Origin of the sequence: Salinivibrio sp. IB282, assembly GCF_001995685.1 — a bacterium.
Taxonomy (GTDB): domain Bacteria; phylum Pseudomonadota; class Gammaproteobacteria; order Enterobacterales; family Vibrionaceae; genus Salinivibrio; species Salinivibrio kushneri.
Genome location: NZ_MUET01000040.1, coordinates 12264 through 27215 on the forward strand (window position 1 = coordinate 12264; position 14952 = coordinate 27215).

13 protein-coding genes are annotated in these 14952 nt (G+C 53.2%); 4 read left to right on the forward strand and 9 right to left on the reverse strand.

What is annotated here, in order from left to right:
* The first annotated feature begins 120 nt into the window (after positions 1-120).
* Positions 121-741, forward strand: a complete 621-nt coding sequence (gene cysC / locus BZG14_RS09555) for an adenylyl-sulfate kinase (protein ID WP_077608629.1) — start codon at positions 121-123, stop codon at positions 739-741.
* A gap of 5 nt (positions 742-746) precedes the next feature.
* Here the strand turns inward: cysC and BZG14_RS09560 are convergent, their stop codons facing one another.
* The 6 genes from BZG14_RS09560 to BZG14_RS09585 form a co-directional block, all read right to left on the reverse strand.
* Complete coding sequence (locus BZG14_RS09560) at positions 747-1649, reverse strand: TIGR03899 family protein (RefSeq protein WP_077608630.1); 903 nt, start codon at positions 1647-1649, stop codon at positions 747-749.
* A gap of 238 nt (positions 1650-1887) precedes the next feature.
* Positions 1888-2385: a DUF3299 domain-containing protein gene (locus BZG14_RS09565; RefSeq protein ID WP_077486432.1), complete on the reverse strand. Its 498-nt coding sequence runs from the start codon at positions 2383-2385 to the stop codon at positions 1888-1890.
* A 3-nt stretch (positions 2386-2388) separates the two neighbouring features.
* The gene (locus tag BZG14_RS09570) at positions 2389-3648 is read right to left on the reverse strand and encodes an ABC transporter permease (RefSeq protein ID WP_077608631.1); all 1260 of its coding nucleotides are present in this window, start codon (positions 3646-3648) and stop codon (positions 2389-2391) included.
* Positions 3645-4355 carry an ABC transporter ATP-binding protein gene (locus tag BZG14_RS09575; RefSeq protein WP_077608632.1) on the reverse strand — a complete coding sequence of 237 codons (711 nt, stop codon included), beginning with the start codon at positions 4353-4355 and terminating at the stop codon, positions 3645-3647. The genes BZG14_RS09570 and BZG14_RS09575 overlap by 4 nt, the downstream gene beginning before the upstream one ends.
* A 39-nt stretch (positions 4356-4394) precedes the next feature.
* Complete coding sequence (gene zrgA / locus BZG14_RS09580; RefSeq protein WP_077608633.1) at positions 4395-5105, reverse strand: zinc uptake protein ZrgA; 711 nt, start codon at positions 5103-5105, stop codon at positions 4395-4397.
* Between the two features lie 412 nt (positions 5106-5517).
* A complete protein-coding gene (locus BZG14_RS09585) occupies positions 5518-6075 on the reverse strand; it encodes a YtfJ family protein (RefSeq protein ID WP_077608634.1) in 558 nt (185 codons plus the stop codon).
* Positions 6076-6447: 372 nt separating this feature from the next.
* On the opposite strand from BZG14_RS09585, the gene BZG14_RS09590 reads away from it, so the two are divergent.
* Positions 6448-6654 carry a DUF1107 domain-containing protein gene (locus tag BZG14_RS09590; protein ID WP_077608635.1) on the forward strand — a complete coding sequence of 69 codons (207 nt, stop codon included), beginning with the start codon at positions 6448-6450 and terminating at the stop codon, positions 6652-6654.
* 68 nt (positions 6655-6722) lie between these two features.
* Here the strand turns inward: BZG14_RS09590 and msrA are convergent, their stop codons facing one another.
* On the reverse strand, positions 6723-7355 hold the full coding sequence (gene msrA, locus BZG14_RS09595; RefSeq protein ID WP_443508848.1) for a peptide-methionine (S)-S-oxide reductase MsrA: 633 nt from the start codon (positions 7353-7355) through the stop codon (positions 6723-6725).
* A gap of 188 nt (positions 7356-7543) precedes the next feature.
* Here msrA and tamA point away from each other — a divergent pair, with 188 nt between their 5' ends.
* Both tamA and tamB read left to right on the forward strand, forming a co-directional pair.
* Positions 7544-9247, forward strand: a complete 1704-nt coding sequence (gene tamA, locus BZG14_RS09600; RefSeq protein ID WP_241824649.1) for an autotransporter assembly complex protein TamA — start codon at positions 7544-7546, stop codon at positions 9245-9247.
* On the forward strand, positions 9244-13014 hold the full coding sequence (gene tamB / locus BZG14_RS09605; RefSeq protein WP_077486429.1) for an autotransporter assembly complex protein TamB: 3771 nt from the start codon (positions 9244-9246) through the stop codon (positions 13012-13014). Before tamA ends, tamB begins: the two co-directional genes overlap by 4 nt.
* A 52-nt stretch (positions 13015-13066) precedes the next feature.
* Here the strand turns inward: tamB and ppa are convergent, their stop codons facing one another.
* Together ppa and fbp are read right to left on the reverse strand one after the other, a co-directional pair.
* Positions 13067-13594 carry an inorganic diphosphatase gene (gene ppa, locus BZG14_RS09610; protein ID WP_046074295.1) on the reverse strand — a complete coding sequence of 176 codons (528 nt, stop codon included), beginning with the start codon at positions 13592-13594 and terminating at the stop codon, positions 13067-13069.
* A gap of 126 nt (positions 13595-13720) precedes the next feature.
* The gene (gene fbp / locus BZG14_RS09615; RefSeq protein WP_077486428.1) at positions 13721-14743 is read right to left on the reverse strand and encodes a class 1 fructose-bisphosphatase; all 1023 of its coding nucleotides are present in this window, start codon (positions 14741-14743) and stop codon (positions 13721-13723) included.
* Positions 14744-14952 lie beyond the last annotated feature (209 nt).

The window sequence follows — 14952 nt, forward strand, 5'->3', positions numbered from 1 at the left end:
TATATCGGGCTAGCCACATCATTCGCTAGCCCGATACGAGGCCTCATCAAGGCAATGATAAGAGAATAGGTGAATCGTGATAACACACGTATTTTGGCATGGCGGACGGAGAGACTATTTATGACGCAATCTTTTATATCGTCTTCCGATCCCAACGTGATCTGGCATGCACATAGTGTTGATCAAGCAACGCGCAGTGAACAAAAGCAGCAGCAGCCCGTGGTGCTTTGGTTTACTGGCTTGTCTGGCTCGGGAAAATCGACCATTGCTGGCGCGCTAGAGGCGGCCTTGGTAGCCGAAGGGCACCATACCTATTTGATGGATGGCGATAATATTCGCCATGGCCTATGTCGCGATCTGGGTTTTTCCGATCAGGACAGAGCCGAGAACATTCGCCGAATTGGCGAGGTGGCTAAGTTGATGACCGATGCTGGTCTGATTGTCCTCAGTGCTTTTATCTCACCATTCCGCGCGGAGCGAGAGATGGTGCGTGAGCGTTTGCCTGAGGGGCAGTTTATCGAAGTCTTTGTCGATACGCCGCTGGCGGTGTGCGAGCAGCGCGATCCAAAAGGGCTGTACAAAAAAGCGCGTGCTGGCGAGATCCCAGCGTTTACCGGCATATCGTCAGATTATGAACCACCGCACGCACCGGCGATTCATTTAACTGGCGGTCAGCGTGTTGCTGAGCATGTGGCGGTCTGCCTTGATGTGTTGCGCGATCGGGGAGTGCTGCGCACCTAAAGGTATCACGCATGGGTGTTGACGGTATCGCCAATGTCGCTGTGCATCTCAAAGCCTTCGGCGAGCAACGCACAAATGGCGTGGTGGTAGTCGGGATGCACGCGTTTGCCGACCAGTTTAGCCAGCTCGTGGCCGGTGGGACTAAAGCGGTAATAATACAGGCGCATCCCTTTGTGGAGCGGAGTGAGCATGTACTGGGTGTCTTGCAGTGTAAATGGCATGGCAGGATGCATCTCAATGATCCCAGATTCAAGCTCGGTGCGCAGGATCAGCCCTAAATCCATCAGTAACATCAAGTCGGTATAAGAAAGCTGGTAATGCCCTAGCGAGAGTTTGTGTGGCGGCTCTGGGCGCAGCAGTTGCACCAAGCCTTGACGACGACGAAAACCGGTGACTAGCTTTTTGGTGCTGTCTTGACCAAAGGTGCTGGACAATGCACAGGCGCGTTGCAGTGCTTGCGCTTCGCGCTGGGTCATAGTCTCGAGAATGGTCAGGGCTTTAATTGAGGTGCTGCCAGGGCGGAGCATTTCTTGTTTGAGAATCTTCGCCCACAACTGCTGCATTGCATGGCCGTGAATATTGCGGGCTAAATCGAAAAAACGAACCAGCCAATCTGGGTCCGGGGTCTGAGCGGTTTCGCTATGACACTGGTCGTAAGTCAGAGCAATGATGGCTTCGAGGTTAGCCTGCTGCTTTTGCATCACATGACGCTGGCGGGTGGCACTGCGATGCGCGAGATCTTCCTGCTCAACCTCCTGCAGGCGCGCATCGACATAATATTCACTGGCAATGGCTTTTAGCCGCCCTTTACTGCCACGCAGATCTGCGTCTTCTTTATTCTTGTGATCCTGATGTTGTCGTTTATCGGGGTGGACGTCGACGACCTCGGGTTTGTCTTGCTCTGCCATGCGATTCTCACACTGATTGTCAGCAAATTTAGTGCTGGCAAATATGTTAATTAAAGATTAAATTTGTTAACATTATGGGCGTTAACAATCAAGTATAGGGATGCGTGTGCGCAAGCAAAAACTCAACCCCATCAATCTGCTACTGATTGCCGTGTACATTGGCGCACTGGCGATCTTGTCTCATTATATTGTCTGACAACATCGGGTGCGCCGATCAGGCTCACTGATTGATAGGGACTTATCCGTCGTCGTAGTCCGTTAAGTCGGTGCCTTGTAGCACATAACCCACCTCTGCCAAGTCATGGCTCACATGTTCGGTTTTCAGCGTGCCTTCGACATAGACCACATCCCATAACTGTTGAATCGGCGCGCCGCCGGCAAACTTTACATAAACAATTTGATTGGGTGGCGGGGGTGGAACATGAATACAGGCGCCAAGAAAGGGCACCAGTAGGAATTCCGTTACCACTTTATCGTCGCCTTCCAGTGGGATCACGAAGCCAGGGATTTTGACTTGGCTGTTGTTGAGCTCTGGGCGAACAGAGCCGACCAGGCTTTGTGGATTCTCACTGTCGTGGCTGATTTCCGGCATCCCGCGACTATCAAATTGAGCACGTTCATGCTCAGGCACCAAATCAATCCAATCCAGCGTGAGTGGTTCGCTATTTGCCCAAGCCTGAGAGCCAAAAAGACTGCTAAGCAAGGCGATAAGTCCGAGCATTATCCGTTTTTTCATCTGTTATACCTTAATTGTCATGCCATCAGCGAGCGCCTGTCGATAGGCGCGCCAAGCCGGGATCAAGCCCACGATAAAGCCAGCGACCAACACACCGGCCATCAGTGATAGCTCATAAGAAGACGGCCAGTCGAGTGGCAAGAACAAGCCAAATTCACTGAGAATATAAGGCTGCGCCAGCGCGAGTCCACCATAAAGCAGGAGCACGCCAAAGACGATCCCCGCGAGWGTGATCGCGACCGCCTCACTGACCAGAAGCAAAATAATATGCAAAGGGCGTGCGCCCATCGCACGTAAGATTGCCATTTCGCGTCGACGTTCGTTCAAGCTGGTGAGCAGGCTTGAGAGCATGCCCAACAGCCCCGCGACGGCCACAAAGCCAGAGATCACCAGCAGGGCTTGTTCGCCAACCCGCATCATGCCCCACAGCTCGTGCAAGGCAATGCCGGGCATGATGGCGGTTAACGGTTCGCGTGGATAGGTGTTGATCCAACGCTGGACAGCGAAGGTTTTGATTTTGCTGTTCAAGCCCACCATCACCGCGGTCAGCTGTTCCGGCTGTAGCTCGCGTTGCTGCGCTTGCGCTTGGGTCAGGCCTTGGCCGAGTCGCGCGCCACTTTCCCAGCCGACATGAATCGCTTCGATGGCCTCGAGCGACACATGCACGCTACGGTCGACGGGAGTGCCTGTGGGGGCCAAGATCCCGGTGACCGTAAAGGGCAGGTTGTCATGCTGATTAAAGCCTTTGTCGGCCAGTCCATGGGCAATGACCAGACTATCGCCCATCTTGTATCCCAGCTCTTTCGCCACTTGGGCACCAATCACGGTATCAAACAAGCCGGAAAATGGGCCGCCTTGGCGAAAGGCCAGTGGTTGTTTTTGACCATATTGGTAATGATCAAAGTAATCATTGGTGGTACCAACCACCCGAAAGCCACGGTGAGAGTCCCCCAGTGAAATGGGGATGGTCCAACTCACATCCGGATGCTCACCAAGGCGCTGGTAACTGTCCCAGCCGATATTGTTGGTGGCGTTACCAATTCGAAACACGGAATAGAGCAGCAAATTAATGGAGCCGGAACGGGCGCCCACAATTAAATCGGTGTTGGAAATGGTGTTGGCAAAGCTGGCCTTCGCTTGCGTGCGCACCTTTTCGACGCCGAGTAACAGCACCACGGCGATGGTGACGGTCAGCAAAGAAAGCAATGCGGTGGCGCGGCGATTTTTCAGGCTTTTCCCTGCGAGTCCCAATAGCGAAATCATTGCTGATCCTCCTTGCAACGCATGGCGCTATTCAGCATGGTGCGATTAAGCGCGGGAAGCGAAACATCGCGGTCAAACAAGGGCGCTAATTGACTGTCATGGCTGACAAACAATAAGCTGCTGTTGGCTTCTCGGCAGCGGTCTTGCAGCAACTGAATAAAGGTGTTGCGGGTGTCAGCGTCGAGCGCAGAAGTCGGCTCGTCAGCGATAATTAACGCCGGCGCACCAATCAGCGCCCGCGCCGCCGCGACCCGTTGTTGCTGGCCGATACTCAGCGCAGTGACTGGCTGATGGTAGCAGCTAGCCGGTAAGCCTAATCGATCGAGTAAGGTGCCGGCTTCTTGGTGCGGGGAGTAGTGAAGTGCTTGACGTCGCGCGTGAGAAAAGCGCAGCGGCACAGTGACATTATCAAGCACAGATAAGTACGGCAGCAGGTTAAATTGCTGAAAAATATAACCAATATGGTTGGCGCGAAACTGATCCCGCTGGCGATCATTCAGTTCTGTCAGCGCTTGGTGATTGACTGCCAACACACCCGATTGTGGGGTATGAATACCTGCAATCAGGCTCAGTAGCGTGGATTTCCCGCTGCCACTGGGGCCTTTTAAAAATACATGCTCGCCCTCACCGACCGCAAAGCTATCGATGTCTAAGATCGGCTGCGACTGATCTGGCCACGTAAAACGCAGTTGTTCGATGGTAATCATGCCTGACAGGGGCGCTTAACGCGCCCCGCCTCCTTTTCCCTACCACTGGATGTGCGACTTGGCACGATTCAAGGTATCTACCCAGACCTTATCATTAGTAAAGGCCTGAATTTTCATGGTTTCTGTGTTGGGAAACAGGCTAAACCAATCCGTTTTCAATTCGGTGAAGGCTTGTGGGTTTTGGCAAACGAATTGATAGTTCGCGGATAAGGTATTGTGGTTACCGTGATCATGTCCATGATGCTCGTCGTGGCCGTGATGTTCGTCGTGGTCATGGTGCTCGTCATGGCCATGGTGCTCGTCGTGGTCATGGTGCTCGTCATGGCCGCGATGCTCGTCGTGGTCATGGTGCTCGTCATGACCGTGGTGTTCATCGTGACCATGATGCTCCTCATGGCCGTGATGCTCATCGTAGTCGTTAAAACTGCTGGTGACTTTGGTCTCGGCGAGCTGGCAATTCGCCGCTTCGGCAAGTTGGAAGCGTTTCCCGCCATCACGCAGTAATGCATAGGCATCTTCGAGCGTTTGCTGATCGGCGGCATTTTTCGGGTGGTGCTCAAACCCAACCACATCATGGCCGGGCGCGGTCAGCTCAATCAGCACACGCTCACCGTCTTGGGCGAGGCTAGCGGCCACTTCACCGTGCACGTGGGCGTCAAACGATTGGTAATTGGCTTCTTCGGCGAGTGCCGACGTCGCAGCCATCGTAACGGCCATGGCGATAATGCTGGGTAAAAAACGTGTTTTCATTGTGTTCTCCTAGTGAATAAATGGGTTAAATCATGAGGGAATTTATTCGACTAGGTGGATCGCGAGCTGAAAAGGCAATGGCGGTGTGGTAAGCACGTGGTGGCTTTGAAAGGGTAACAATTGCGTTGACCGCATAGGTGGGCACAGGTGCTGAGACCGCATAAGCTAAGAGGGCTGGAGGCACCAAATGGCAGGCGCTGCAGTGCTCACTATGATGCGTTGGGGTGAAGGTATCGAGGTGATGCTCCCCCCAAAGCCCAGCTTGGCTGAGCATCAAAACAAATAGCAGATGGACGATCAATCGCCGAGACATGCCAACTTCCGTGCCACATAAGTAATGTGATAACATAACAATTATCATCATCAACGCCAAGTGTTGAATGACAGCGCGGGCTGTCCCCGCGCGTGGTTGTTATCGGTTGACTAATTGGGTGACCAAGCTGACGACTTGATTCACTTCGTCGGCACTTAATTTGCCTTCTTTGACAAAGCGTACCGAGCCTTGGTCATCCAATACGGCAATTAACGAGCTTTCTTCTTTTAGGCGCCATGCCTCTGCGACATTGCCGTTTTCGTCGAGCACAATCGATGACCAGCTAAACTCACGTTTACTGTCTTCGGCTGATGATTTGACAAAGCCACCGGTGCCCCACATGGCATCATCTTGGTTAATGATGGTGGTGGTTTGGTAGCGAGCATCGTCAAAGTCTGCGGCGGTGATGGCTTCCATCAAGGGTGCATTCATTTCCTTGGCACTGCTGCGTCCGGCGATGGCCTGGATCACGCGTACTTTGCCCGGCAATTGTTCGGTTTGCCAAGTTTGATAAACGATATCGTCGCCATCCAGCGTCAATTCGCCGTGCTCGGCGACCTTGGCTGGCGGTAAGGGTGCACCATTTTGGAGCGTGTGCGCCATACTCGTGCCGGAGAATAACGCAAAGGTGAGAGCAAGTAGGGTGGTTTTTTTCATTATTGATCATCCATGTTTGTGGGTACTATTTGGCATCAGGTGCCAAGTTATCTATGGTTACGTCACACGGTGATTTGTGCCAAGTATCTAGGGTGATTCCGTGCGCAAGATCGGACTTTTCTGTGTCGATCGAACTTGTGCCGCAAAACGTATTTCTCTAAAGCGGGAACTTCTGTTCGCAAGCAGGCTCTAATGCTGTGATTGCCATCTTATTGAGATGGCACTTTGCTTGCTTAGCTTTTTACGCGGAGATTGCCAGATAATATTTGGCGCTCCAAGGTGGCAATATCATACGGTCATCGTGACGGTGAAAGAAATGAATTGCCGTTTCGGTCTGCTTAGATAGACTTTGAGAACAAGAAAGGGATCCTTATGCTTCGCATCTTTCGTCAATATCGACCAACCCAGATTGCGCGGTATGTGAAACGATTTTTTAAGGGCCGACTCTACATCGAAGGTGTAGGCGCGTTTGAGTTTGATGGTGGCCGTTTACTGCCGCCGGGGCACAGTGACAAACGAGCGTTATCGGTAATGRCTGAGGTGAATAAAGAAATTAAAGCCATGGCCATTACTGCATAAACATCGCCACACTGAAAAAACACGTCCAAGCGGACGTGTTTTTTTATGCCTCGCCATTGAGCAAAGGCTTATTGCGGTGGGAAACAAACCCCTGTGCCACCCAGGCCGCAGTAGCCTTGCGGATTTTTGTGCAAGTACTGCTGGTGGTCAGTTTCCGCGAAGTAGTACGCGCCGGCCGGTGCGATCTCGGTGGTCACCGCATCTGGCTTGCCGGCGTCTCTCAATGCCGCTTGATAAGTGGCCAGGCTCGCTTCGACACTGGCTTGATCCGCGGGATCACAATAGTAAATCGCGGAGCGATACTGCGAGCCGATGTCATTGCCTTGACGCATACCTTGGGTCGGGTCGTGGTTTTCCCAGAATACCGCCAGTAGGGTGTCTAAACTCACTACGGACGGGTCAAAAATCACGTTAACCACTTCGGCATGGCCGGTTTGTCCTGTGCAGACGTCTTGATAGCGCGGATGTTGGGTAACACCGCCACTGTATCCCACCGATGTCATCACCACACCCGGCTGTTGCCACCACTTTCGCTCGGCCCCCCAAAAACAGCCCATACCAAAAATGACCTGTTTTTGACCAGACGCTGGCATGGCCGTGATAGGCTGATTAAATACCGCGTGCGGTTCGGCTGGAATAATCGGATCGGGTCGATCCGCTATCGCATTGTCAGGTTGGGTAAAGGAAGATTGCATCGACATAGGCATCCTTTGACTGCTGTGATGAAAAAGCGCAATGCGTGCTGCTATGCGCGTTAATGGTTGGCATTCAGGCATGGATCCCGCACCTTATGAACAACATGGTGCTGGCCTCCTGCCCCGCTCAACACGTAATATGGCAAGATATCATCAATTTAGCCGGGCGACACCCGGGTAATGGATCTCACTGCATGAATATACGGTTATTCCCCCTATTCGCGATCGCTATCAGCTTGATGTCTAGTATGGCTCGTGCGGATGCCGACATAGATATTGAAGGGCTAGATGGCATTGCACAAGATAACGTCGAGACCTATCTTGCGGCGATTGCCCCAGAAGAGCGGGATGGCTCCTACCGATTTATTGCTCGCGTCGAAAAAGATGTGCGCAAAGCGCTGCAAGCGGTGGGGTTTTATCAACCCAAGATTGCCACTCACATGGACGGTGATGCCACGCTTAACGTCAAGGTTGACCCCGGTGAGCCTGTGCGCTTGGCGCAAGTGGATGTGGTGTTTAGCGGTGAAGCGGGCATGGATGACGATTTTCATGCTCTCAAGGCTGACGGGCCGCAGCCGGGCGCGAGGCTCAATCACAATGATTACGAGACGCTAAAAAGCCAGATTCAAAGCTTGGCGGTGAAAAAGGGATACTTTGATGGTCGCTTTACGCAAACGCGATTAGAGGTCGCGCCTGATCGTCAGCAGGCCTTTATTCGGCTTCACTTTGTCAGTGGCAAGCGTTATCACTTTGGTGCGATTCGCTACCAAGGCGCGCAAATTCAGTTGCAGCGTCTCGACACCCTACGTGATTTTTCCCCGGGTGAGCCGTATCGTGTGTCGGTACTGGGAGAGTTTAACCAAGCGCTCGCGAATACCGGTTGGTTCTCCAGTGCCTTGGTGCAAGCGGACATGGAGCAAGCGGAAGATAATGAAGTCCCCATCAAGGTGACCTTGACCCCGGAAGCGCGCAATAAGTTTGAAACCGGTGTCGGGTATTCCACTGACATTGGTCCACGGTTCAAGTTTAACTGGCGCAAGCCTTGGTATAACTCGCGCGGCCACAGTATCACCACATCACTCGCGATTTCTGAACCTGAGCAGACGTTGACCTCGACCTACAAGGTCCCTTTGGAGGATGTTTCCCGCGAGTATTATCAAGTGCAGTTAGGGTTACAAAACACCGAACAACGCGACACCTCCAGCCTTGAGGTGTCGACGTCGGTTTCTAGACATTGGCTGTATGATACCGGCTGGCAACGCAGTGTCTCGTTACGCTGGCTTTATGAAGACTACACCCAAGGGCAAGATGAAGATAGCGTCAGCGTGGTGCTGCCTGGGATCAATTTCACTCGCACGCGTGCACGCGGTGGATTAATGCCGCATTGGGGAGACAAGCAATCGATTACATTGGAAGCGGCCGATCCGGTTTGGCTGTCCGATATTAGTTTGGTGCGCTTGCAAGGGCGGAGTGCGTGGATTCGTAGCCTGAACAAAAACCATCGCGGTTTGTTACGCGTCGATGGTGGCGCTCTGATTTCTGAACAGTTTAGTGAGGCGCCGCCATCGTTACGCTTTTTCGCCGGGGGCGATAACAGTATTCGCGGTTATGGCTACGAGACCGTTTCTCCGCGTGACGAAAGCGGTCAGCTGAGCGGTGCGCGCTATATGTTGACCGGGACGCTAGAGTATCAATATCGCCTTGGCGGCAATTGGTGGTGGGCGCTATTTGCCGATGGCGGTGACGCGTGGACCAGTCGTTTATCGTGGAAGCGTGCGGCTGGTACCGGTATTCGCTGGTCATCGCCGGTCGGCCCGATTCGCCTTGATGTCGCACATGGTTTTGATAATGACGATGATGATTTTCGTATACACCTTACGCTAGGGCCTGAGTTATGAGTCGTTGGTTAGTCAGGCTAACGTTTATTGCGTTAATCAGTATTTTTTCTTTGGTGGGGTTGGTAGCGGCCGCACTTTTTACACCTGTGGGCTTGCAGTTTGGGCTGTGGGGCGCGCAGAAAGCGCTACCTGCGCTATCAGTCGATGAGGCCGACGGCAGTCTACTCACCGGCTTTGTGCTGCAAGGGGTGCGCTATGATGATACGCAGCTGCAACTGAATGCCGAGCAGCTAAAGCTTGTAATCCAAGGTAAGTGCTTACTGACGCCTGCGCTTTGTATTGATCAATTGGCCGCCGAGGGGGTCACGCTTGATATTGATTTGCCGGCGAGTGAGGAGGATGCATCCTCGCAAGACGTATCCACGCCGGCTATCCAAGCGCCGTTGCCTATTCATATCAATGCCTTTGCCTTTAAGGATGTGGCGATTCAGGTTGCCGAGCAGTCGGTGAGTTGGCATCAACTGCAAGGGGGCGTGCATTTTGTTAGCGACACCTTAACCCTATCGCCGACCGATTGGCAGCAGCTGGTGGTGAGCCTACCGAGCGACACTGAGCCTCAAGAAAATACCGACCAAGCAGTCGGCAAACCGGATAGCGCGGTGGCAAGCCCGTCATGGCATTATCCGGGGCTGGAACTACCCACGGCGGCGCTGCCGCTGTCTATCGAGGTGGAACAGCTCCATCTACAAGATACGCGGATTGAAGCGGGCACAGTGCAAACACTTTCATCGTTATCCCTGGCGGGCAGTGTTCAAGACAGCACCGTGACGATTGATAACGTTTCGGTGGCTGCTCCCCAAGGCACGGCAAACCTTGCGGGTGATATCATACTTAAAGGTGAGTACCCACTAACCTTGCAAACTCAATTGACCACCGACCTCGCTCCGCTTCAAGGCCAAGCTTTATCCCTGTCGGCCTCAGGAAGTCTTGCCGCGCTTAAGCTAAACGCGAGCGCGCGCGGCCCGGTGACGGCGACGCTGGAAGGAGAAGCAAACCTGCTGGCGGCAAACTTACCTTTTGCCGTGCAACTGGAGAGCAAAGCATTGGCGTGGCCGTTGACGGGGGAAGCGATCGCGGCATTACGCGAGCTACAATTTCACGCCGATGGTGACTTGTCTGACTATCAGCTCGGCTTACAAACCGGCGTCGATGGCCCTGACGTGCCGACCACCCAGGTGAATTTGACCGGCCAAGGTAGCCTAACGGCGTTGACTCTCTCGCAGCTGGAGGCTAACACACTGGGGGGCAAGGTGGCCGGGCGTGCCAGCGTGGATTGGTCCAGCGTGCCTTTTTGGCAAGCTGAGTTAGGGTTTGCCAACATTCAACCTCAGCAGCAATGGCCGGAGGTTACGGGGGATTTAACCGGTGCAATCAGCCATCGTGGCCGCTTAACCGCCCAAGGCGGGTGGGAGGTGTCTGTGCCCACGTTGGTGGTGCATGGGGCGTTGCAAAAACTGCCACTGGCAGTTGCAGGCGCCCTTAATGCGCATGACCGGGATGGCGATGGCCAGCCGAGCGTGTCGACATCGGGACTGACCCTGTCGCACGGCCCCAACCAAGTCACGGCACAAGGGCAAGTGCGTGATGAGTGGCAAATGGGACTGTCGGTCGATATTGCCGACTTATCACAATCCTTGCCGATGTTCACTGGCGTGATCCGCGGCGATGCAACGCTGAGCGGGCCGTTTGCTCATCCAGATGCCAAGCTCGCACTCCAAGCCAAGCAGCTGCGTTGGCAAGATGTGCGCATTAATCAGCTGACTTTAGACGGCAATCTTGCCTTGAAAGACAGCTTGGGTGGCGATCTGACGGTATCAGTATTAGGCGGGCGCTATCAAACCGTGCGCTTAGATAACCTCGATTTATCCGTGCGCGGTGATGAAGGCGAGCATCAGCTGGATTTGCGMTGGCAAGGTGCCCCGGCGTCTGGCGCGCTGCGTATTGAAGGCGCACTGGCGCGAGAGACAGGCTGGCAAGGGAGGTTGTTTGATACATCGGTGAACGTGGACGATCTTGGCGACATTGTGCAGCAAAGCGCAGCACCGATTGCGTTTAGTTTCGCTGATATGCAAACCGAGGTTGGCGAACATTGTTGGCAGTGGCAATCAACGTCTTTGTGCTTATCGCAACCGGCGACAATCGGCGAGCAAGGTGATGTCGTCGCTAAAATTGAAGGCTTTGAAGCGGCGCAAATCGCGGCCTTCTTACCGCCGGAATGGCAGCTCAATACACGTGCCAATGCCGCGATTCACGCACGCTGGCACCCTGACGCCTCACCGGATGTACAGGCCTCGATTGATATCGCGGATGGCGATCTGCGCCAGCAGGCTGATACGCCGCTGGTGATTGGCTGGCAACATGCCAATCTCAATACGCGTTGGCATCAGGATAAATTGCAAGGCGCGCTGGCGCTGACATTGTCCGAAGGGGGGACCCTGGCCTCGGCCTTTACTTTGAACGATTTGTTGGCGCCAAGCCGATCTTTGACGGGGGAGGTGACGGTCAATGATGTTCAACTGGCCAAGCTCGAACCTTTGCTGGGTAGCGATCAACAAGCGGACATTAATGGTGAAGTGAATGCTAACTTACGGGTCGAGGGTCCGCTGACCTTACCTGATGTATATGGTGGACTGACCGTTGAGGCATTGCGAGTCAAAGGCTTGGCGTCACCTGTTGATGTGAACGATGGGCAGTTAGCGCTCACGTTGGATGGCAAGCAGGGCAAGGTGGAAGGCAAGCTGGTGACACCGGATGGCGTGCTGGCACTGAACGGCGATGGGCAATGGCCCAGTATGGACGACTGGCGCTTTGGCTTAAACGTGGCGGGGGACACCTTACGCGTCAATGTGCCGCCAATGGTGCGGCTGGATGTCGCACCTGACCTCACGGTATCGGCAACGCCACATGATATGACGATTCGGGGCGACATTCGTGTGCCATGGGGGCGGATTGAAGTCGAGAACCTGCCCGAGTCTGCCATCACGTTGTCGGACGATACGGTCCTGCTGAAAGAGAACTATGTGCCAGAGGATATTGAGCAAAGTGAATCCGTGCCCTTTAACTTACAGACTGATGTGCAACTCGTACTGGGGGAAGATGTACAGTTAGCGGCGTTTGGACTGAAATCTCGTTTGTCAGGCGAGCTTAATATTAAAAACAATCAGCAAGGCGCCTTGATCGTGGGGAATGTGAGCTTGCTTGATGGTACTTATCGCTCGTTTGGCCAAGACTTGCTGATTAAAAAGGGCGAGATCTTATTCAATGGCCCCGCTGATCAGCCTTACTTGCAAGTGGAAGCGATTCGAAACCCTGAACGTATTGAAGGAGATGTGACGGCAGGGATCCGCTTAACCGGGCCCGCTGATGACCCGGTGGCGACTGTATTTATGGACCCGGCTGGCTCGCAGGCCAATGCCCTGTCCTATTTGTTACGTGGCCGCGCGCTTGATGCTGGTGCCGGTGATGCCAATATGACCTCGATGCTGATTGGTTTGGGCTTAGCGCAAAGTGGCAAGTTGGTCGGGGAGATTGGTCAGGCGTTTGGGGTTGAGGATCTGACTCTCGATACCTCAGGCGCGGGCGATGAGCAAAAAGTGGAAGTATCCGGTTATATCTTGCCCGATTTAGAGGTGAAATACGGCGTGGGGATCTTCGATGCAATTGGTGTGTTCACGGTGCGCTATCGACTGATGCAAGACCTTTATCTGGAAGCGGTGTCTGGTGTCGATCAGGCAGTGGATCTGCTCTATCAGTTTGAGGTCAAATAGAGACAAAAAAGCCCGCGAAGGCTCGCGGGCAGTGTTTCATTGAAGCGGCTGATTACTGTTTTGCGCGCTCAAATGAAGACAGGATTTCGTCTTTTGCCGCTTGGGCATCTTCCCAACCGTCAACTTTTACCCACTTGCCGGCTTCTAGCTCTTTATAGCGCTCGAAGAAGTGCGTGATTTGTGCTTTCAGCAGCTCAGGCAGGTCGTTCACGTCTTTCACGTGATCATACTCTTTGGTGAGCTTGCTGTGCGGTACCGCGATCACTTTGGCATCTTCACCTGACTCATCGGTCATTTTCAGCACGCCAACAGGGCGGCAGCGGATCACTGAGCCTGGCACTAATGGGAATGGGGTTGGAACCAGTACGTCAACAGGGTCACCATCCAAAGACAAGGTGTGGTTCACATAGCCATAGTTACATGGGTAGAACATAGGCGTTGCCATGAAACGGTCAACGAAAACGGCGCCGCTATCTTTATCGACTTCATATTTAATCGGATCGGCGTTGGCTGGGATCTCAATCACCACATAAATATCTTCAGGCAGCTCTTTGCCCGCAGGGACCTGGTTCAGGCTCATGGGATGTCCTTTTGTTTAATGAAAAAGTGTGTGCCAATTATAACCGCCAAGCGTGAAAATAACAGAGGCGACCGTATTGGCCGCCTCTTTATCATGGAAGACTGGCGTTAGGTGTCTATTTTGCGCCTATTCGTCGTCATGATCCGGATAAGTGTCGAGGTATTCTTCGACCTTATCGACCATATTGCTTGAGCCAACAAAGAAAGGCACGCGTTGATGAAGTTCATTCGGCGCGATGTCCATGATGCGCTGGGTGCCATCGGTAGCTTTGCCGCCGGCTTGCTCAATAATAAAGGCCATGGGGTTGCACTCATACAGTAAGCGTAGCTTGCCATTGGGGTAGGCCAGCGTGCTGGGGTACAGGTAAATACCACCTTTGAGCAGGTTGCGATGAAAGTCGGCGACTAAGGAGCCAATATAACGCGACGTATAAGGGCGTTTCTCCTGTGGGACGTTTTCTTGGCAGTATTTGATATATTTTTTGACGCCTTGTGGGAATTTGATGTAGTTCCCTTCGTTAATCGAGTAGATGTTCCCGTCTTGAGGGATGGTCATGTTTTCATGCGACAAGCAGAACAGCCCGAGGGACGGGTCGTAGGTAAAACCATGTACACCATCACCCGTGGTGTAAACCAACATGGTGGATGAGCCGTAAATGATATAGCCGGCGGCGACTTGGCGGTGACCGGGTTGAAGGAAGTCTTCTTCGGTGGGCGGTGTTCCTACCGGTGACACGCGGTGATAGATGGAGAAAATGGTGCCAACAGACACATTAACATCAATGTTAGAGGAGCCATCCAGTGGGTCGATGAGCACCACGTACTTGGCATTACGGTTAAGCTGTTTGTTAAAAATAACCGCGTCATCTTCTTCTTCACTGGCGACGCCACACACTTGGTCGCGCGCTTCCATCGCGGCTTTAAATTTCTCGTTGGCATAAACGTCGAGTTTTTGCTGCTCTTCACCTTGCGCGTTTTCCGTGCCAATCGCGCCAGCAATGTCGACCAAGCCGGCTTTGTTGATTTCACGGTTAACAATTTTGGCGGCCAGACGAATGGAGGCGAGAAGAGAAGATAAATCACCGCTGGCATGCGGAAACGCGTGTTGCTTCTCAACAATGTACTCGCCGAGGGTCTTAATGTCGGGCATTCTCAATCCTTAATGATGATGAACTGTCTTTCTTGTGCAATCGGATACATGGGCAGTGAGCTGCCTCTTGGAATCGCCGCTATTCTAGCTTTCGTGACTTTTTAATCGTACTGAAGAAATGAATCAGGCCAGGGAAGTGTGATCGCGACATAAAAACCATGTCAGATGCGCGCAAGCGATAAGACCCAAGCGTTAATCCAAGGCATAAT

Bases quoted from the DNA above. Each gene is read 5' to 3' on its own strand.
- cysC (WP_077608629.1), top strand. From the start codon at position 121: ATGACGCAATCTTTTATATCGTCTTCCGATCCCAACGTGATCTGGCAT.
- BZG14_RS09560 (WP_077608630.1), bottom strand. From the start codon at position 1,649: ATGGCAGAGCAAGACAAACCCGAGGTCGTCGACGTCCACCCCGATAAA.
- BZG14_RS09565 (WP_077486432.1), bottom strand. From the start codon at position 2,385: ATGAAAAAACGGATAATGCTCGGACTTATCGCCTTGCTTAGCAGTCTT.
- BZG14_RS09575 (WP_077608632.1), bottom strand. From the start codon at position 4,355: ATGATTACCATCGAACAACTGCGTTTTACGTGGCCAGATCAGTCGCAG.
- zrgA (WP_077608633.1), bottom strand. From the start codon at position 5,105: ATGAAAACACGTTTTTTACCCAGCATTATCGCCATGGCCGTTACGATG.
- BZG14_RS09585 (WP_077608634.1), bottom strand. From the start codon at position 6,075: ATGAAAAAAACCACCCTACTTGCTCTCACCTTTGCGTTATTCTCCGGC.
- msrA (WP_443508848.1), bottom strand. From the start codon at position 7,355: ATGTCGATGCAATCTTCCTTTACCCAACCTGACAATGCGATAGCGGAT.
- tamA (WP_241824649.1), top strand. From the start codon at position 7,544: ATGAATATACGGTTATTCCCCCTATTCGCGATCGCTATCAGCTTGATG.
- ppa (WP_046074295.1), bottom strand. From the start codon at position 13,594: ATGAGCCTGAACCAGGTCCCTGCGGGCAAAGAGCTGCCTGAAGATATT.
- fbp (WP_077486428.1), bottom strand. From the start codon at position 14,743: ATGCCCGACATTAAGACCCTCGGCGAGTACATTGTTGAGAAGCAACAC.